Annotated in this window: 22 protein-coding genes; 10 read left to right on the top strand and 12 right to left on the bottom strand. The window is 72.3% G+C overall.

Annotation, left to right across the window (positions count from 1 at the left end):
- Nucleotides 1–30 precede the first annotated feature (30 nt).
- The 6 genes from ML5_RS00230 to ML5_RS00205 form a co-directional block, all read right to left on the bottom strand.
- A complete protein-coding gene (locus tag ML5_RS00230; protein WP_236619340.1) occupies nt 31–1,044 on the bottom strand; it encodes a hypothetical protein in 1,014 nt (337 codons plus the stop codon).
- A gap of 171 nt (nt 1,045–1,215) precedes the next feature.
- The gene (locus tag ML5_RS00225; protein WP_013473335.1) at nt 1,216–2,346 is read right to left on the bottom strand and encodes a hypothetical protein; all 1,131 of its coding nucleotides are present in this window, start codon (nt 2,344–2,346) and stop codon (nt 1,216–1,218) included.
- Nucleotides 2,343–2,873: a SigE family RNA polymerase sigma factor gene (locus tag ML5_RS00220; protein ID WP_013473334.1), complete on the bottom strand. Its 531-nt coding sequence runs from the start codon at nt 2,871–2,873 to the stop codon at nt 2,343–2,345. Before ML5_RS00220 ends, ML5_RS00225 begins: the two co-directional genes overlap by 4 nt.
- A 114-nt stretch (nt 2,874–2,987) precedes the next feature.
- A complete protein-coding gene (locus tag ML5_RS00215) occupies nt 2,988–3,503 on the bottom strand; it encodes a putative immunity protein (RefSeq protein ID WP_013473333.1) in 516 nt (171 codons plus the stop codon).
- Nucleotides 3,500–4,057 carry a putative immunity protein gene (locus tag ML5_RS00210; protein ID WP_013473332.1) on the bottom strand — a complete coding sequence of 186 codons (558 nt, stop codon included), beginning with the start codon at nt 4,055–4,057 and terminating at the stop codon, nt 3,500–3,502. Before ML5_RS00210 ends, ML5_RS00215 begins: the two co-directional genes overlap by 4 nt.
- A complete protein-coding gene (locus tag ML5_RS00205; protein WP_013473331.1) occupies nt 4,054–4,389 on the bottom strand; it encodes a hypothetical protein in 336 nt (111 codons plus the stop codon). The genes ML5_RS00210 and ML5_RS00205 overlap by 4 nt, the downstream gene beginning before the upstream one ends.
- 95 nt (nt 4,390–4,484) lie before the next feature.
- Here ML5_RS00205 and ML5_RS00200 point away from each other — a divergent pair, with 95 nt between their 5' ends.
- Both ML5_RS00200 and ML5_RS00195 read left to right on the top strand, forming a co-directional pair.
- Nucleotides 4,485–5,288, top strand: a complete 804-nt coding sequence (locus ML5_RS00200) for a DUF5753 domain-containing protein (protein ID WP_013473330.1) — start codon at nt 4,485–4,487, stop codon at nt 5,286–5,288.
- The gene (locus ML5_RS00195) at nt 5,279–5,470 is read left to right on the top strand and encodes a DUF397 domain-containing protein (protein WP_013473329.1); all 192 of its coding nucleotides are present in this window, start codon (nt 5,279–5,281) and stop codon (nt 5,468–5,470) included. Before ML5_RS00200 ends, ML5_RS00195 begins: the two co-directional genes overlap by 10 nt.
- Here ML5_RS00195 and ML5_RS00190 read toward each other — a convergent pair.
- Nucleotides 5,445–6,212 (bottom strand): class I SAM-dependent methyltransferase, encoded by a 768-nt coding sequence (locus ML5_RS00190; RefSeq protein WP_013473328.1) that lies wholly within the window; start codon nt 6,210–6,212, stop codon nt 5,445–5,447. The two genes, ML5_RS00195 and ML5_RS00190, sit on opposite strands and share 26 nt — an antisense overlap.
- Nucleotides 6,213–6,332: 120 nt before the next feature.
- Between ML5_RS00190 and ML5_RS00185 the strand changes: the two genes are divergently transcribed.
- The 4 genes from ML5_RS00185 to ML5_RS00170 are packed head-to-tail and all read left to right on the top strand — an operon-like array spanning nt 6,333 to nt 8,630.
- Nucleotides 6,333–6,680, top strand: coding sequence for a PadR family transcriptional regulator (locus tag ML5_RS00185; protein ID WP_013473327.1), 348 nt, complete (start codon nt 6,333–6,335; stop codon nt 6,678–6,680).
- A gap of 2 nt (nt 6,681–6,682) precedes the next feature.
- Nucleotides 6,683–7,060 (top strand): DUF1048 domain-containing protein, encoded by a 378-nt coding sequence (locus tag ML5_RS00180; protein WP_013283261.1) that lies wholly within the window; start codon nt 6,683–6,685, stop codon nt 7,058–7,060.
- A complete protein-coding gene (locus ML5_RS00175) occupies nt 7,057–7,869 on the top strand; it encodes an ABC transporter ATP-binding protein (protein WP_013473326.1) in 813 nt (270 codons plus the stop codon). The genes ML5_RS00180 and ML5_RS00175 overlap by 4 nt, the downstream gene beginning before the upstream one ends.
- Nucleotides 7,866–8,630, top strand: a complete 765-nt coding sequence (locus tag ML5_RS00170) for an ABC transporter permease (protein ID WP_013283259.1) — start codon at nt 7,866–7,868, stop codon at nt 8,628–8,630. Before ML5_RS00175 ends, ML5_RS00170 begins: the two co-directional genes overlap by 4 nt.
- A gap of 24 nt (nt 8,631–8,654) precedes the next feature.
- On the opposite strand, the gene ML5_RS00165 is transcribed toward ML5_RS00170, so the two are convergent.
- Nucleotides 8,655–9,029: a VOC family protein gene (locus ML5_RS00165; protein WP_013283258.1), complete on the bottom strand. Its 375-nt coding sequence runs from the start codon at nt 9,027–9,029 to the stop codon at nt 8,655–8,657.
- Between the two features lie 174 nt (nt 9,030–9,203).
- Here ML5_RS00165 and ML5_RS00160 point away from each other — a divergent pair, with 174 nt between their 5' ends.
- The 4 genes from ML5_RS00160 (at nt 9,204) to ML5_RS00145 (ending at nt 12,604) form a co-directional block, all read left to right on the top strand.
- Nucleotides 9,204–10,973, top strand: a complete 1,770-nt coding sequence (locus ML5_RS00160) for a proline--tRNA ligase (RefSeq protein ID WP_013473325.1) — start codon at nt 9,204–9,206, stop codon at nt 10,971–10,973.
- Between the two features lie 54 nt (nt 10,974–11,027).
- Nucleotides 11,028–11,447 (top strand): CBS domain-containing protein, encoded by a 420-nt coding sequence (locus ML5_RS00155; RefSeq protein WP_013283256.1) that lies wholly within the window; start codon nt 11,028–11,030, stop codon nt 11,445–11,447.
- A 78-nt stretch (nt 11,448–11,525) separates the two neighbouring features.
- Entirely contained in the window at nt 11,526–11,951 is a 426-nt protein-coding gene (locus ML5_RS00150; RefSeq protein WP_013283255.1) for a SufE family protein, read from the top strand.
- Between the two features lie 20 nt (nt 11,952–11,971).
- Complete coding sequence (locus ML5_RS00145; protein WP_013473324.1) at nt 11,972–12,604, top strand: DsbA family protein; 633 nt, start codon at nt 11,972–11,974, stop codon at nt 12,602–12,604.
- Between the two features lie 36 nt (nt 12,605–12,640).
- Here the strand turns inward: ML5_RS00145 and ML5_RS00140 are convergent, their stop codons facing one another.
- From ML5_RS00140 to ML5_RS00125, 4 genes are all read right to left on the bottom strand, one after another.
- The gene (locus ML5_RS00140; RefSeq protein ID WP_013473323.1) at nt 12,641–13,189 is read right to left on the bottom strand and encodes a YbaK/EbsC family protein; all 549 of its coding nucleotides are present in this window, start codon (nt 13,187–13,189) and stop codon (nt 12,641–12,643) included.
- A gap of 59 nt (nt 13,190–13,248) precedes the next feature.
- The gene (locus tag ML5_RS00135; protein ID WP_013283252.1) at nt 13,249–13,446 is read right to left on the bottom strand and encodes a hypothetical protein; all 198 of its coding nucleotides are present in this window, start codon (nt 13,444–13,446) and stop codon (nt 13,249–13,251) included.
- A gap of 36 nt (nt 13,447–13,482) precedes the next feature.
- Nucleotides 13,483–14,295: an SDR family oxidoreductase gene (locus ML5_RS00130; RefSeq protein ID WP_236619339.1), complete on the bottom strand. Its 813-nt coding sequence runs from the start codon at nt 14,293–14,295 to the stop codon at nt 13,483–13,485.
- Between the two features lie 213 nt (nt 14,296–14,508).
- Complete coding sequence (locus tag ML5_RS00125) at nt 14,509–15,885, bottom strand: MFS transporter (RefSeq protein WP_013283250.1); 1,377 nt, start codon at nt 15,883–15,885, stop codon at nt 14,509–14,511.
- Nucleotides 15,886–16,060: the final 175 nt, after the last annotated feature.

Below are 16,060 nucleotides of genomic sequence, written 5' to 3'. Positions count from 1 at the left end.
CGTCGGTGACCCGCCCCGCGTCGCCCTTCGTCAGGCAGGCACGTAAGCCAGCAGCGGCGCCCCGCTCAGCCCGGCCGGCTCGGTCACCGTCCCGACCGGCTGGAAACGCTTGTCCAGCACGCTGATGCCGTTGTCGCGCCGGACCAGCACCGTGCCGTCGGTGCTGAACAGGATGCCCCGTACCTCGCCCGTGCCGGGCAGGTCGACCACCTTGCTGGTCCTGGTGTCGACGACCGCGAAGCTCCCGTCGTTGCGGGTCTCGTCCTTGTTGATCCAGCCGACGGCTACGTACCGGCCGTCCGCCGAGACGCTGCGGACCCGCCAGCCGTCGTAGCGGGCCGCCTGGGCCGCCGGCGGCGTGTAGCGGTAGAACGTCACCTTCGGGTCGGTCGTCGCGTACGGCCGCCCCTCGGAGACGGCGGCCCAGTTGCGGCCGTCCGGCGTCCACCACTTCAGAGTCTCGTTGCCGGCGTCGCCGTCGGCGGGCTTGCGGCTGCTCAGGTCGATGAGCGCCATGTGGCCGTCCTGCTGCACCAGCACCCGGTCGTTGGTGTTCCACACGAGCGGGTCGCCGCCGTCGCAGGGCGCCTTGCCGGAGAAGGGCGGCTCCGCCGCGATGGTGGCCCGGTCGCTGCCGTCGATCCGGGTGGTCACGAGCTTGCCGGCCTCCGCTCCGGCCGCTCCCTCCACCCAGGCCAGCCGCTCGCCGTACGGCGAGATGGTGATGGTGTTCCGGACGCAGTCGCCGCCGCCGTACGGGACGCTGGCGCTCACCCGGTCGGTGCCGCCCTTGACGACGTGCACCTCCGCGGCCTGCTCGCCGAACGACAGGTAGTACCGGGTGCCGGGCAGTGCGGCGGAGGAGGCGTCCGACGGGCTCGGGGCGGCGGACGACGGTGCGGCGGCGGACGACTGCCCGGCTGCGGGGGCGGACGGCGTGGACCCGCCGTCGCCGCAGGCGCTCACGCCCACGGCGACGAACGCGGCGGCGGCGAGGGCGGCGACGGTACGTAGTCCGCGGGCGCTGGTGACGATGACGTTCACGATTCGATCCTCGGGGGTTGGTTGGTGCGCGTCTCTGATGCACTCCCAGACGTCGGTTTCGATCTGCATGGTTGCCGCCCGATCGAAAGAACTTCGGCCCCGGGTCGGCGGACGCGGACAGGCCCCCGGCGCACGAAGCGCCAGGGGCCTGTAGGGGTTGTCTGAGGCGGCTCAGGGCACGTACGCCAGCAGTGCCCGGTTCCGGGTCGGTGCCGGCTCGGTCACCGTGCCGAGTGGCTTGAACTCACGGTCGAGGACCGTGACGCCGGTGCCGCGCCGCAGCAGCACCGTGCCGTCGGCGCTGAACAGGATGCTCCGCACCTCGCCCGTGCCGGGCAGGTCGACCACCTTGCTGGTCCTGGTGTCGACGACCGCGAAGCTGCCGTCCCGGCGGGACGGGTCGGTGCCGATCCAGCCCACTGCCACGTAGCGGCCGTCGGTGGACACGCTGCGGGCCTCCCAGCCGTCCCACTTCGCGGCCTCCTGCTGGGGAGGGGTGTAGGTGTACTGCCGCAGGTCGGTGGTGTCCGAGACGTAGGGTTTGCCGTCCGACTCGGCGGCCAGCCAGGTGCCGTCGGCGGACCAGCAGCGTTTGGTCTCCTGTCCGGGGTCGCCGACGACCTGCTTGTTGGCCGTCACGTCGTAGAGCACGGACTGGCGGTTCTTCCGCTGCACCATCAACAGGTCGTCGCCCTTCCACCGCAGCGGCCGGGCACCGAGGCAACTGATTCCCTCCGCGAGGGTCGTCGCCCCCTTCTCTCCGACGGTGGCGATCAGCAGCACCCCGTTCGCGTTGTCGGTGCTGTCCTGCACCCACACCACCCGCTTGCCGTCCGGCGAGATGCTGACGGTGTTGGCCTCGCAGCGGGAGGCGGCCTCGTGGACGACCTCGTGAACCACCCGGTCCTGCGTGCCGCGGACCTCGTGGATCCGCGACCGGGTGGACGTCTGCTGCAGGTAGTAGCGGGTACCGGCCAGCGACGACTGCGCCTGGCCCGTGGCGGTGCTCGCGTCGGCGGACGATGTGCGGGACGGATCGGTGGAGGGCGTGCGGGACGGCTCGACCGGCGGGGCGGTGACTGTGACCGACGGGCCGGCCGGTGCGGGCGCCTGGCTGTTCGGCCGGATCGCCAGTGCCGTCCCGGTCGCGGCGGCCAGCACCACGAGCGCGGCGGCGGAGGTGGCGACGGCCCGCTGGATGCCGAGCCGCCGCGAGGTACGCAGCGCCCGGTCACGCAGGTCGACCGGGGTGACCTCCTCGGCCAGGTCGGCCAGGTCGAAACGCAGTCGGTCCTGGTTCATCGGGCGGTTCCTTCCGTGACGTACAGCTCGGCGAGCTCCGGGGCCACGCTGCGCAGCTTCGCCAGCGCCTTAGAGGTCTGGCTCTTGACGGTGCCGACGGTCACGCCGAGCAGGTCGGCGGCCTCGGATTCGGTGCGGTCCTCGAAGAACCGCAGGACCAGCACGGCCCGTTGCTTGGCGGACAGCCGGGCCAGCGCGGACCGGAGGGTCAGCCGGAGCGTGGTCTGCTGGGCGTGGTCGGGGGTCGAGTCGCCTCCGCGCGGCTCGGGCATGTCGCCCGGCATCGACTCGGCCACCCGGCGGCGCCGCCACCAGGAGACCTGCAGGTGGTACATGATCTTCCGGGTGTACGCCTCCGCGTTGCCGGTCTCGTGCAACCGGTTCCAGGCACGGTGGGTACGGGCGAGCGCGGACTGGACGAGATCCTCGGCCAGGTGCTGGTCGCCGGTCAGCAGGTAGGCGGATCGCAGTAACGCGGGGGTGCGAGTTCGGACGAACAGGTCGAACTCATTCAGGAGAGGGTCCACACGAGCCGGTCCTTGGGGTCAGGTGGTGCATCAGCGTGATGCCTTCCGAGACGCCAGTTGTCCACGCCATGGTTGCCGCCGCCGGTGACTCTTTCTCGACCGGCACCGCCGGCGTCAGCAGTCGAAGACAGACCAGCAGATGTCGTTGCGCAGGCGCTGGTCGTCCAGGACCAGGTCGCGGATCTCCGCCGGGAGCTGGTCGCGCTGCCATCGGCACTCGTCGCGCCCGGCCGCCTCGCCGAGACCGGCGGGCGCCGCCGCGCGTACGGCCTTGATCGCGTACGCGGCGGCACCGAGTTCGTGGGCGGCCACGTGGGCCACGACGGCGGCCTGACCGGCGGCATACGCGGCGTTGCGTGCCGCCCCGCGCAGGTCCCGGGCCGCACCCATGGCGTGACCGCCCGCCGCACGCGCCTCCATCATCCTGACCTCGCCCCGCACCCAGGCGCGGGCGTGCTCGATCGCCTCGCGTGGGCGGCTGTCGTCCGGCCGGACCGCCTCGAACAGCCCGAGGACGTGCTCGGCGCACGTGGCCGCCCAGAGCGCCAGCAGGTGGTGGTGCTCGTCGGTGAGCGTGCCGCCCCGGCGGATCGTGGTGAACCGGGGATCGCGGATCTTCGGCAGGATCACGGCGCGACCTCCGCCCCGGCGTCACCCCGGCGCAGGTCGTGGTCGAGGCTGCTCATCAGCCGGGCGACCCGGCTGCCGCCGCCGGTCACCGGTGGGTAGCGGCGGAGCACGTCGACGAGCACGGGTGTGGCGAGCCGCCGGGATCGTTCCAGCAGCGCCTCGCCGGCGGTCTCGTCGCCGCCCGCCTCCAGTTCGGCGACGCGCGCGGCGTTGGCGGCGGCCCGCAGGATGTGGCCGACCTGGGTGGCCTTCGCGATCGGGTGCAGGTACGCGGCCGCGGCGGCGTCACCGGCGGCCCGGGCGGCGAGGCGCGCGGCCTCGGTGGGCGCGGACCGGGCGGCCCGGTGCGCGTCGAGCGACGCGATCCGCTGGAGCTTCGTCCGGGCGGCGCCGCGCACGAACGTCCAGGCCGCGTCGACGGCCGCACGGGGACGCGGGTCACCGGGAACCGCCCGCTCGTAGACCGGGAGGACGTCCTCCGCGTGCCGGACCGCGTACCGCGCCACCTCGCGCAGCTCGTCCGTCGTCAGGTCGAAGTCCCCGGGCGCTGTCATGTCGCGGGCATCGTATCGGTGATGCTCCGCCGGTACGGGCCCCAGCCGACGAACCTCTCGAACAGCTCGCGCGGGGTCGGCCCGTCGTGTGGATTGAGGCGGAACAGGTCGTGGGTGGCCTCGTGGTAGAGCCCGGACAGGTAGACCGCCAGGTCGACGGGGTGGTCCGCGTACTCGACCTTGAGCAGCAGGCGGGCCTTCGCGCAGGGCCACGGTCCGCCGCAGGCGCGGCAGAGCCAGAGCGGCCGGATCGGCAGGTGGGCCGGGTGGTCCGGCGGGTAGGGGCGTGGCCGATCGGGGTACGGCCCGAGCCGCGGTACGGGAAGGTTCATGCGTGACAGTCTGCTGACGACACCACTACGCTCGGAAGCCGTCGCGGCCGGTCCGGGGAGAGGCCGGGAGACCGACGGCGGACTGAGGAGGGCGTGTGGAGAACGAGCCGACCGCCGAGCTGATCCGCGCGCAACTGCGGCGACTGCGGCTGCGGGCCGAGCTGAGCCAGGAGGAGTTCGGGAGGCTCGTGCACTTCTCCGGCTCCCAGGTGTCGGCGGTCGAGCTGGGCCACCGGCCGCTCGACCGGTTCTTCCTCGCCCGGGCCGACGAGGTGCTCGGCACCGGCGGGCTGTTGATGTCGCTGCTCAAGCTCGCCGAGCGCGACGGCCAGCCGAGCTGGTTCCGCCCCTGGCTCGAAGCCGAACGCCAGGCGCAGCAGTTGCGCTGTTACCAGCCGAGTCTCATCCCGGGCCTGTTGCAGACGGAGAACTACGCCCGCGCGATGATCCGCACGGACGACATGCTCGCCGACCAGGAGGCCGAACGACGACTCGCGGTCCGGCTCGACCGGCAGGCGGTGCTCGCCGGAGCCGATCCACCCAAGTTCGTCGCGGTGATCGAGGAAACCGTGCTGCGCCGCGCCGACGAGAGCTTTCGCGGGTTGATGAGCCAGCAGGTGGCGCACCTGATCGAGGCGAGCAGCCACCCACACGTCGCGGTACACGTCATTCCGGCCGACGCGGGCCTGCACATCGGACTGACCGGGCCGTTCACCCTCGCTCGGGGCGGCGACGGGGGTTGGATCGGCTACCTGGAGAACCAACTCGGCGGAACAGTGATCTACAAGGATGAGGACGTGGCTATCCTGCTGTCCAGATGGGAGAGCGTCCGGAGCGAGGCACTGTCCCGCCGGCAGTCGATCGAGCTGATGAAGGAAGTGGTCGAGTCATGGAGCTGATCGGCGCGGTCTGGCGCAAGTCCACGCGCAGCGGGCAGAGCGAGTGTGTCGAGGTGGCGGACAATCTGGCCGGTGTGGTCGGGGTGCGGGACAGCAAGGACCCGGCCGGACCCGTGCTGACCTTCACGCCCGACGCCTGGCGTGCCTTCGTCCGGGTCAGCGGGAGCCGCGCGCCGCGCTGATCAGCACGGTGTGCTTGCGTACCCGGAAGGCGCCTTCGGCGTCGATGCGGGCCTGGATCGCGGCGCGGGCGGCCGCCTCCTGCGCGGCGGTGAGCGGCCCGATCATGCTGGCGACGTACGCCAGGATCGGCTCCGCGGCGGGCACCACCAGCTCGTCCGGGTAGCGCTCGACCGTCACGTCGTCGAAGTGGGCGGCGACCCGGGCCGGTGTCGCCTCGGCGGTCACGTCGTTCCGGTCGTGGAACCGGACGGCCAGGTCCGGACGGCCGATCACCGGGCCGAGCGTGTTCAGCTCGGCCAGGTGGTCGCGGCCGTTCACGGCGACGGCCAGCCGCCCGCCGGGGCGCAGCACCCGGGCGAACTCGCGCAGCGCGGCGTCCGGGTCGTCCAGGTGGTAGAGCATGCTGTTGGCGATCACCGCATCGGCGACGCCGGCTCGGAACGGCAGGTACGTGGCGTCGCAGCGCAGCACCCGGGCGCCGGGCACCTCGCGCAGCCGCGCGCACATGGCGGGTGAGAAGTCGGTGAGGGTGAGCCGGCCGCGACGGCCGACCCGGCGCCACAGCTCGCCGGTGCCGGCACCCACCTCCAGCACGTCCCCGGTCAGCGGCAGCCGCTCGCCCAGCCAGGCGAACCAGCCCTGCGGGTTCGTGCCGTACGAGTGCAGTGCGATGCGGGCGGTCAGGTTGCCGGTGGTCGTCGCGTACTGGCTCACGGCGCGAGCCGAAGGAGTGGTGGTCATCCGCCGAACTTAGAGGAAGCGGTTCTCCGGGATCCCCGGTATTAAGCGTTGCTAGCTACCGGTACCTAGTGTTACTTTCTACTGGTACTCAGCGACGCTCAATAGCGAGGGAACGAGGACATGGCCAACCAGATGACGGAGATGCTGAAGGGCACCCTCGAAGGCATCGTCCTGGCGATCCTGGCCCGCCGATCCGCGTACGGCTACGAGATCACCGCCTGGCTGCGCGACCGCGGATTCTCGGACATCGCGGAAGGCACCATCTACGCGCTGCTCGTCCGCGTCGAGCAACGCGGTTTCGTGGACGTGGAGAAGGTTCCCTCCGAGAAGGGGCCCCCGCGGAAGGTGTATTCGATCAACGCAAAGGGGCGGGATCAGCTCGCCGAGTTCTGGCGGACGTGGAGCGTCCTCGCGGAACGCATCGACCACCTTCGTGACAACGACGACCGGCACGACGAAGGAGCATGAGCATGGCCGCGAAGTGGATCGAGACGCTCGTCGGATCGCTCGACCAGAAGAAGCAGTACAAGCGGCACATGGCCCGCATGGAGGCCCTGCCGGAACCCCATCGCAGCGCGGCCAAGGCGCTCCAGCGGTACTTCATGTACCAGGGCGGGATCGTCGACGGGAACACACTCGTCGCGATGCTCGGCGACTCCGTGGACCTCTGGGAGCGCGCGGTCGCCGACAACACGCCCGTCCGCGCGATCGTCGGCGACGACCCGGTCGAGTTCGCCGAGACGTTCGTGTCCGCGTACTCCGGGAGGCAGTGGATGGACAAGGAGCGCGAGCGCCTCCGGAAGGCGATCGACGCCGCCGCCGGCAACAGCGGGGAGGAACACTCATGACCACCGCGACGCGCGAACCCGCCATCCGGGTTCGGGGCATCACCAAGTCCTACAAGGACCTGCACGTGCTGCGGGGCGTCGACTTCGAGGTGACGGCCGGGAGCATCTTCGCTCTGCTCGGCTCGAACGGCGCCGGAAAGACCACGCTCGTGCGGATCCTGTCGACGCTGCTCAAGGCGGACACCGGCACCGCGACCGTCCACGGCTTCGACGTCGCTTCGGTTCCCGCCGAGGTACGCAAGTCGATCAGCCTGACCGGCCAGTTCGCCGCCGTCGACGAAGTGCTCACCGGCCGGGAGAACCTGGTCCTGGTCGCGAAGCTCCGCCACCTGAGGAATCCGGGTGCGGTCGCCGACGACATGCTTGCCCGTTTCTCCCTCACCGACGCCGCGAACCGCCGGGCGGGGACGTACTCGGGCGGCATGCGCCGGCGGCTGGACATCGCGATGAGTCTCGTCGGCAACCCGCCGGTCGTGTTCCTCGACGAGCCGACCACCGGCCTCGACCCGCAGGCCCGCATCGAGGTCTGGCGGACAGTGCGGCAGCTCGCCGAGGACGGCACCACCATCCTGCTCACCACCCAGTACCTCGACGAGGCCGAGCAACTCGCCGACCGGATCGCGATCCTGCACGAGGGAACGATCATCCAGAACGGCACTCTCGCCGAGCTGAAGCGGCTCCTCCCGACCGCGAAGGTCGAGTACGTCGAGAAGCAGCCGACCCTTGAGGACGTCTTCCTCGCCCTCGTGGGCCACACCGCCAGGGCCGCCGACAAGGCAGCCGTGCCCGCAGGAGAGGAATCCCGATGACCATCCACGTCCTCAGCGACACCGGAACCCTCACCGGCCGTTCCCTGCGGCACATCCTCCGCAGCCCGGACACCATCATCACCACGGCGGTCACACCCGTCGCGCTGATGCTGCTCTTCGTGTACGTGCTCGGTGGAGCCATCAACACCGGATCCGGCGAGTCGTACATCAACTACATGCTGCCGGGCATCCTCCTCATCACGATCGCGTCCGGCATCGCCTACACGGCGTACCGCCTGTTCCTCGACATGCAGGGCGGCATCTTCGAGCGCTTCCAGTCGATGCCGATCCCGCGGCCCTCAGTGCTCTGGGCGCATGTCCTGACCTCGCTCGTCGCCAACCTGGCCTCGCTCGTGATCGTCACAGGCGTCGCCCTGATCATGGGATTCCGGACTGGTGCATCGGTGGTCGGCTGGCTCGCCGCAGCCGGCATCCTGATCCTGTTCACCCTCGCCCTGACCTGGGTCGCCGTCATCGCGGGCCTGTCCGCCAAGACCGTCGACGGCGCGAGCGCCTTCAGCTACCCGCTGATCTTCCTGCCCTTCATCAGCTCGGCGTTCGTCCCCACCGACTCGATGCCCGGCCCGGTCGCCTGGTTCGCCGACAACCAGCCGGTGACATCGATCGTGAACACCCTCCGCGCGCTCTTCGCTCAGCAACCCGTCGGCAACGACGTCTGGATCGCGCTCGCCTGGTGCGCCGGCCTGCTCCTGGCCGCCTACGCCGCCGCGACGGCGATCTACCGCACCAAGGTCAGCTAGCCGGCCGTAGGAGCCGGTCACCCGTCACAGGTAGAGGCAGAACGGGTGACCGGCCGGGTCGAGGTGCACCCGGACGTCGTCCTGCGGCTGGAAGTCGGCCAGTGTCGCGCCCACCGACACCGCGTACGCCGAGGCGGCCTCCAGGTCGTCGACCTTGATGTCCAGGTGGGTCATCATCGGCGGGTCGCCGGGCCCGGCGGGCCATACCGGGCGCACGTAGGCCGGCTCGTCCTGGAAGGCCAGCCAGGTGCCGCCGTCCGGCGGAGCAAGCACCACCCAGTCGGACTCGTCCTCGCGACGGGACCAGCCGAGCAGCCGCTCGTAGAACGCGGCCAGGTCCTCTGCGGACGGCGCGTCCAGCACCGTGGTCGTCAGCTTCATCAGCGGTCGCTCAGCCATGCCGCATTCCTACCCGACCCCCGGGACGTTTGCTGGACCGTCCGCGCCAGCTCGGCGGGGTGGCGGTATCGACACCAGTCGGATGCCGCCACCTCGCCGAGCTGGCGACGATCGATCCGACACGAGCGCGGAAAGGGATCGCCCGGTCGTCCGCTCGCGCCATAAGCTGCGCCAATGCTGCTGCGCATGTCGACCCTGCTGCTCCGGACCCTGCGCGAGGACCCGGCCGACGCGGAGGTGCCGAGCCACCGGCTGCTGCTGCGCGCCGGTTACGTCCGCCGGGCCGCGCCGGGCGGCTACACCTGGCTGCCGCTGGGCAAACTCGTGCTGGACCGGATCACCGCGATCGTGCGGGACGAGATGACCGGAATCGGCGACCAGGAGGTGCACTTCCCGGCGCTGCTCCCGGCCGAGCCGTACCGGACCAGCGGGCGGTGGACCGAGTACGGGGACGACATCTTCACGCTCGCCGACCGCAAGGGCGCCGAGCACCTGCTCGCGCCGACCCACGAGGAGCTGGCCGCGCTGCTGGTGAAGGACCTGTTTACCTCGTACCGGGACTTCCCGGTGACGCTGTTCCAGATCCAGACCAAGTTCCGCGACGAGGCACGGCCCCGGGCCGGTCTGCTGCGCGGGCGCGAGTTCCTGATGAAGGACGCCTACTCGTTCGACCTGGACGAGGCCGGGCTCCAGGCGGCGTACGACCGGCACCGGGCCGCCTACGAGCGCGTCTTCACCCGGCTCGGCCTGGACTTCACCACTGTCCACGCGATGTCCGGCGCGATGGGTGGGTCCGCCTCGGAGGAGTTCCTGGCCGCCACGCCGGTCGGCGAGGACACGTTCGTCGGCTGCACCGCCTGCGACTACGCGGCGAACACCGAGGCGGTGGTGACCCGCGCCCCGGCCGCCGGCGACCCCGACGCGTACCCGCCCGCCGAGGTGCACGACACCCCGGAGACGCCGACCATCGCTGCACTGGTCGAGCTGGCCGAGGCCCGGGAGCTGGGCGGGCGCACCGGCTGGACCGCCGCCGACACGTTGAAGAACGTGGTCCTCACCGTCCGACGGGCCGGCGCCGAACAGGGCGAACCGCTGGTGATCGGCCTGCCCGGCGACCGCGAGGTCGACCTCAAGCGGGTCGAGGCGGTGCTCGCCCCGGCCACGGTGGCGGTCTTCGAGGACTGGGACGCGCACCCGGAGCTGGTCCGCGGCTACATCGGCCCGCAGATCCTGGCCAAGCACGGCATCCGCTACCTGGTCGACCCCCGCGTGGTGCCCGGCACCTCCTGGCTGACCGGCGCGAACGAGCCGGGCCGGCACGCCACCGACGTGGTGTGCGGGCGCGACTTCGTACCGGACGGCACGATCGAGGCCGCCGAGGTGCGGCCCGGCGACAGCTGCCCGGCCTGCGCCGACGGCGAGCTGACCATCCGGCGGGGCATCGAGATCGGGCACATCTTCCAGCTCGGACGCCGGTACACCGACGCGTTCGCGGTCGACGTCCTCGGCCCCGAGGGCAAGCCGGTCCGGCCCACGATGGGCTGCTACGGCATCGGCGTGTCCCGGGCGGTCGCCGCAGTGGCCGAGCAGCACCACGACGACCGAGGGTTGGTCTGGCCCGCGGCGGTCGCGCCGTGCGACGTACACCTGATCGCCGCCGGGAAGGGGCCGCAGCTCGACGCGGCGCTCGACCTCGGCGGGCGCCTCGCCGCCGCCGGCCTGCGGGTGCTGGTCGACGACCGCACGCACGTGTCCGCCGGGGTGAAGTTCACCGACGCCGAGCTGATCGGCATCCCGCGCGCCGTCGTGGTCGGCCGCCGCCTGGCCGAGGGGTACGTGGAACTGCGCGACCGGGCCACCGGCGAGCGCACCGAGCTGCCGGTGGAGGCCATCGTGGAGCGCCTGCGCGACGAGGCGGGCGCGACGCGCCGCGACGGGGTGTAGCGAGCGCGCCACCGGGTACCGCAGACGGATCGACCAAAGCGTTCGGAGGCTCTCATGTTCCGCGTCAGTGACGTGATGACCAGGCAGGTGGTCTACCTCTCGGCGGAGACCCCGTTGGACGAGGCGGCCCGGGTGATGAAGGAGTCGGACATCGGCGACGTGGTGGTGACCGACGGGGCCACGCTCGCCGGCATGCTGACCGACCGCGACATCGTGGTCCGGGCGGTGGCCGAGCGTGCCGACCCCGGCACCACCACGATCGGCTCGATCATCACCCGCGAGGTGGTGATGATCGAACAGCACTGCACGGCGAACGAGGCGGCGGCGCTGATGCGCGAGCGCAACATCCGCCGGGTGCTGGTGTGCGACAGCGACCGCAAGCTCGTCGGCATCGTCTCCCTCGGTGACCTCGCCATGCAGCTCGACCCCCACTCGGCACTCAGCGACATCAGCGAGGCCGCGCCGAACGTGTGAGCGCGGGCTCCGCACGTGCGGCGGGGCCCCGCTCGGCACCGCCGGGTGGCGACGCGCGGCGGCGGATAGCCTCGACCCATGCCCGAGATGCCGACCAAGCTGGCCGAGATCGTCGACGAGTTCGCCGCCGCGCCCCGCGACGTCGTCCTGGAGATGCTGCTGGAGTTCGCGGACGTGATCCCGCCCCTGCCCGAGGGTGTGAACCGGGAGGAACTGGAGCAGGTCCCCGAGTGCCAGACTGCGTTCTTCCTGCGCGCCGAGGTGAACGCGGACAAGACCGTGAGCACTGTGTTCGACTGCCCGCCGGAGGCGCCCACCACCCGGGCGTTCGCCGGCATCCTCGCCGAAGGGCTGGCCGGGGCGAGCGCCGAGGAGGTGCTCGCCGTACCGGACGACCTCTACCAGCGGATGGGCCTGGCGCAGGCGATCAGCCCGCTGCGCGTACGCGGCGGCACCGCCATCCTGGCCCGGCTCAAGCGCCAGGTCCGGGAACAGATCTCCTGACCCGCGGGTTGTCGCTGGTCATGGACATCGAGATCTACGCCGACGTGGTCTGCCCCTGGTGCTGGATCGGCAAGCGCCGGCTGGAACAGGCCCTGGAGTCGTACGACGGCGAGGTGAACGTCCGGTTCCGGCCGTTCCAGCTGGACCCGACTCCGGTCACCGAGCCGAAGCCGCTGCTGGAGGCGCTCGGCGACAAGTTCGGCGGGCGGGACAAGGCCGAGGGCATGGCCGCGCACGTGACGGGCGTCGCCGCGGGCGCGGGCCTGGACCTGCGGTTCGACCGGGCGGTGGCCGCGAACACGTTCGACGCGCACCGGCTGGTGCGTTTCGCCACCGAGCACGGGCGCTCCGCCGAGATGGTCGAGCGGCTCTACCGGGCGCACTTCCACGACGGCATCGACGTCGGCTCGATCGACGCGCTCGTCACGTTGGCCGGCGAGGCCGGGCTGGACGAGACCGAGGCGCGGCAGTACCTGGAGTCGAACCTGGGCCGCCGGGAGGTCGCCGCCGACCTGAGCACCGCCCACCAGCTCGGCGTCTCCAGCGTGCCGACCTTCGTGCTGGCCGGAAAGTACGCGGTCACCGGCGCCCAGGAGCCGGAGACGCTGCTCGCCGCGCTGCGCGAGGTGGCGCAGCGCGAAGCGGCAGCCTGATGTTTCACGTGGAACAAGATCGATGCGGATGAGGACCTAGGCCGGCCTGGCCAGGTCCTCCACCACCCTCGCCCCGGGCAGCGCGCCGAGCGCCGGCCCGGGCAGGGCGATCTTGCTGTGCCGTACGCCCGAACCGATGATCACGTGCGGCGTGGCGATCACCCGGGAGTCGACGAGGATCGGCCAGTCCGCCGGCAGGCCGATCGGCGTGATGCCGCCGTACTCCATGCCGCTCGACTCGACCGCCTCGGCCATCGGCGCGAAGCTCGCCTTGCGCACGTCGAGCAGCTTGCGGACCACACCGTTGACGTCGGCGCGGGTGGTGGCGAGCACGACACAGGCCGCGTACCGGGTCTCGCCGCCGCGCTTGCCGGCGACCACCACGCAGTTGGCCGACTCCTCCAGCCCCACCCCGTACGCCTCGCAGAAGGCAGCGGTGTCGGCCAGGTCGGCGTCGATCGGGGCGACCAGTACGTCGTCCACGTCCACCGGGGCCTCGGCCGGCCAATCCTGCAGGGCCGCGGCGACCGGCGGGGCGAGCAGGTCGAGCCGGGTCCGGGCCGGCTCCGTCTTCAGCGTCCCCATCATGCCGCGATCCTCGCACCCGCCCGGCGGATCGACCGGCCGGACCCCGCCCCCGCCCTTCAGTTGGGATTGGTGAGGAACGCGTTCTCCTGCGCGAAGTCCCGGCTCTCGGTCGTGGTGAGCTGCCGGCGGCGCAGCACCTCGGGACGGTTCGCCTCGGCGTCCTCGATGCCGTGCCGGACGCCGACCCGGATCACGCCGTAGAGGAAGACGAAACCGAAGACGTACAGGACCACTGTGGCGACGAAGACCAGCATGCGGTCACCGTAGGCCGGTGCGGACCCGACCGTTTCTCATCTTCCGGCGGTTCCCCCGTACGTGTCCGCGAGGTGGTCGGCCCAGGTCCGGGTGCCGGTCGGCGTGGCGGTCGTGGTGAGGCCACCCGCGCGCAGCTCCCGTCCGAGCCGGCCGGGGATCCGGACCGGCAGCAGCGGACGGCGTACCCGCCGGGCCGCGAGCCAGGCGCGGGCCGCGTCGTCGTAGCGCAGCACCTCCGGTCCGCCGAAGTCCTCCACCCGGTTCGACGGTCCGGCCAGCAGCAGAACGGCGAGCCGGTCCGCCACCTCACCGGGGTCGACCGGCTGGGCGAGCACGGCCCGGTCCCCGATCACCGGGCCGAGGCGGCTCGCGCCGCTGAGCAGCCCCTCCAGAAACTCCGGGAACTGGGTCGCCCGCAACACGCTCCACGGCACCGGTCCGGCGGCCACCACCTGCTCAGCCGCGAGCTTGTGCCGGTAGTAGCCGAGCGGCACCCGGTCGACGCCGACGATCGACACGAAGACCAGGTGACGTACCCCGGCGTGACCGGCCGCCACCGCGAGCCGGCGGGTGCCGAGCACGTCGATGTCGTGGGTGCGCCGCTGCGGCGACGAGGCCAGGTGCAGCACCGCGTCCACCCCGGCGACCGCCTCCGCCAGCCCGGCGCCGGTGGCCAGGTCGGCGGTCACCCACTCGACCCCGTCCCCGGTACGCGGCCCGCGGCTCATCGCGCGCAGCGTGAAGCCCTCGTCCCGCAGCCGCGGCACCGCCACCCGCCCGAGCCGCCCGGTCGCCCCGGTCACCAGCACCCGCATCGCCCACTCCTCCCGCCCACGCGCAACCGCCACACCGCGGCTCCCCGATGGGACGGAACGCCGACCCGGATCGTGACAGCCGCCCGCCCCCGCCCCTTTCACCCCGATCCTGCGCCCCCGAGGGCCACCTCGGCCCTGCCCTCCCTTTGTTGACCAAGGAGTTCGTGTCGGACGGAGGCTCGAAGACCGACCCGAACTCCTTGATCAACCGGCAGAGGGTGGGAGGGCGGGGGCGGGCAGGGCGGGTCAGGGGGTGGGGCGGAGGACCACCCGGCCGGCCAGCAGCAGGCCCAGCAGGCCGCAAGTGGCTGCCACAGCCAGCGTGGTCGCGAAGCCGGCCGGGCCGGGGGACGCACCGGCGGCCAGGACCGCGCCGGTGAGCGCCAGCACTGTGGCGGCGGCGAGCGAGTCGCCCAGTTGCAGCGCGGAGCTGTTGCGGCCCTGCTCGGCCGGGGCGGACTGCTCCAGGGTGAGCACCGACAGCGACGGGTAGAGCAGGCCCATGCCCAGCCCGGCCACCGACCAGCTCAGCACGGCCGGCAGCACCGGCAGTCCGGGCACCAGCGCCGACGCCACGCCCGCCGTACCGATCGTGATGCAGGCCAGCCCGGCCCGGGGCAGCGTCGCCGCCGAGCGGGGTGAGCGGATCCGCCCCTGGATCCACGAGCCGACCGACCAGGACAGCGCCCCGACCGTCAGCACCAGGCCGGCGCCGGTGGGCGAGAAACCGCGCTCCCGGGACAGCATCAGCGGGATCACCACCTCGGCGGCCACGAACGCCGCCGACGCCAGCGCGCGCAGGCCGATCACCGTCGGCAGTCCCCGCGCCGCGCGCAGGAACCCGGCCGGCAGCAGGTGCGGCACGCAGACGAACAGCCCGGCCAGCGCCCCGGCGATCAGGGCGGCGGCGAGCACGCCGCGCTGCTGCCCCCCGTAGTGCAGCAGTGCGGCGCTCGCCCCCGCCCCGCAGGCCCAGCCGATCCGGGCCAGGGCACCCGCCGGCGGCCGGGTCGCCACGGTGGCGGTCAGCGCCCGCAGCCCCGGCTGGACCAGCAGCGCCGCCGGGATCGCCACCGCCGGCACCGCGAGGAACACCCACCGCCAGCCCAGATGTTCCACGATCAGTCCGGCCAGGGCCGGACCGACCAGCGACGGCACCACCCAGGCCGCGGCGAACGCGGCGAAGATCCGCCGCCGCAACTGCTCCGGGTACGCCTGCCCGACGACCACGTAGAGCGCCACCGAGACCAGTCCGGAGCCGAAGCCCTGCACCACCCGCCCGACGACCAGCACCTCCATGGTCGTGGCGGCGCCGGCCACCACGAGCCCGGCGACGAACCAGACGACACCGTGCCACATGGCCGGGCGCGGCCCGCGCGCGTCGCACCAGATGCCGGAGGCGACCATCGCCACCACGCCGGAGGCGAACGAACCGCCGAACGCCAGCGCGTACAGGCCGAGCCCGTCGAGGCTGCGCGCCACGGTCGGCATGGCGGTGCCCACCGCCAGCGCCTCGAACGCGAGCAGGGACACCAGGGCGACACTGCCCACCGTCATCGCCCGCAGGCGCGGCGACCAGAGGTCGACGGGTGGATCAGCCGGAACGGCGGTGGTGCTGGTCATGGCGTTCAGCCTCGGACCTCACCCCCGGTTGAGGTCAACTGTGGCGCGCGTCTCGTCGGCCGGGAACGGCGGGGCGATGCCCCGGAAAATTCTGCCGTCGGGGTGGCATAACGGACGCCGCGCCGGGAAGTCGGGCCGCCGGGACGAGACCGGGAGGCGAGATGGCGTACGGCTG

The sequence above is a fragment of the Micromonospora sp. L5 genome, assembly GCF_000177655.2.
Lineage (GTDB): Bacteria > Actinomycetota > Actinomycetes > Mycobacteriales > Micromonosporaceae > Micromonospora > Micromonospora aurantiaca.
This window is presented reverse-complemented; position numbering and strand designations above follow the sequence as displayed.

Excerpts from the sequence above, each read along its gene's own strand:
- ML5_RS00225 (WP_013473335.1), bottom strand. The coding sequence starts at position 2,346 with ATGAACCAGGACCGACTGCGTTTCGACCTGGCCGACCTGGCCGAGGAG.
- ML5_RS00210 (WP_013473332.1), bottom strand. The coding sequence starts at position 4,057 with ATGACAGCGCCCGGGGACTTCGACCTGACGACGGACGAGCTGCGCGAG.
- ML5_RS00205 (WP_013473331.1), bottom strand. The coding sequence starts at position 4,389 with ATGAACCTTCCCGTACCGCGGCTCGGGCCGTACCCCGATCGGCCACGC.
- ML5_RS00195 (WP_013473329.1), top strand. The coding sequence starts at position 5,279 with ATGGAGCTGATCGGCGCGGTCTGGCGCAAGTCCACGCGCAGCGGGCAG.
- ML5_RS00190 (WP_013473328.1), bottom strand. The coding sequence starts at position 6,212 with ATGACCACCACTCCTTCGGCTCGCGCCGTGAGCCAGTACGCGACGACC.
- ML5_RS00185 (WP_013473327.1), top strand. The coding sequence starts at position 6,333 with ATGGCCAACCAGATGACGGAGATGCTGAAGGGCACCCTCGAAGGCATC.
- ML5_RS00180 (WP_013283261.1), top strand. The coding sequence starts at position 6,683 with ATGGCCGCGAAGTGGATCGAGACGCTCGTCGGATCGCTCGACCAGAAG.
- ML5_RS00175 (WP_013473326.1), top strand. The coding sequence starts at position 7,057 with ATGACCACCGCGACGCGCGAACCCGCCATCCGGGTTCGGGGCATCACC.
- ML5_RS00170 (WP_013283259.1), top strand. The coding sequence starts at position 7,866 with ATGACCATCCACGTCCTCAGCGACACCGGAACCCTCACCGGCCGTTCC.
- ML5_RS00165 (WP_013283258.1), bottom strand. The coding sequence starts at position 9,029 with ATGGCTGAGCGACCGCTGATGAAGCTGACGACCACGGTGCTGGACGCG.
- ML5_RS00160 (WP_013473325.1), top strand. The coding sequence starts at position 9,204 with ATGCTGCTGCGCATGTCGACCCTGCTGCTCCGGACCCTGCGCGAGGAC.
- ML5_RS00155 (WP_013283256.1), top strand. The coding sequence starts at position 11,028 with ATGTTCCGCGTCAGTGACGTGATGACCAGGCAGGTGGTCTACCTCTCG.
- ML5_RS00150 (WP_013283255.1), top strand. The coding sequence starts at position 11,526 with ATGCCCGAGATGCCGACCAAGCTGGCCGAGATCGTCGACGAGTTCGCC.
- ML5_RS00145 (WP_013473324.1), top strand. The coding sequence starts at position 11,972 with ATGGACATCGAGATCTACGCCGACGTGGTCTGCCCCTGGTGCTGGATC.
- ML5_RS00140 (WP_013473323.1), bottom strand. The coding sequence starts at position 13,189 with ATGGGGACGCTGAAGACGGAGCCGGCCCGGACCCGGCTCGACCTGCTC.
- ML5_RS00135 (WP_013283252.1), bottom strand. The coding sequence starts at position 13,446 with ATGCTGGTCTTCGTCGCCACAGTGGTCCTGTACGTCTTCGGTTTCGTC.
- ML5_RS00125 (WP_013283250.1), bottom strand. The coding sequence starts at position 15,885 with ATGACCAGCACCACCGCCGTTCCGGCTGATCCACCCGTCGACCTCTGG.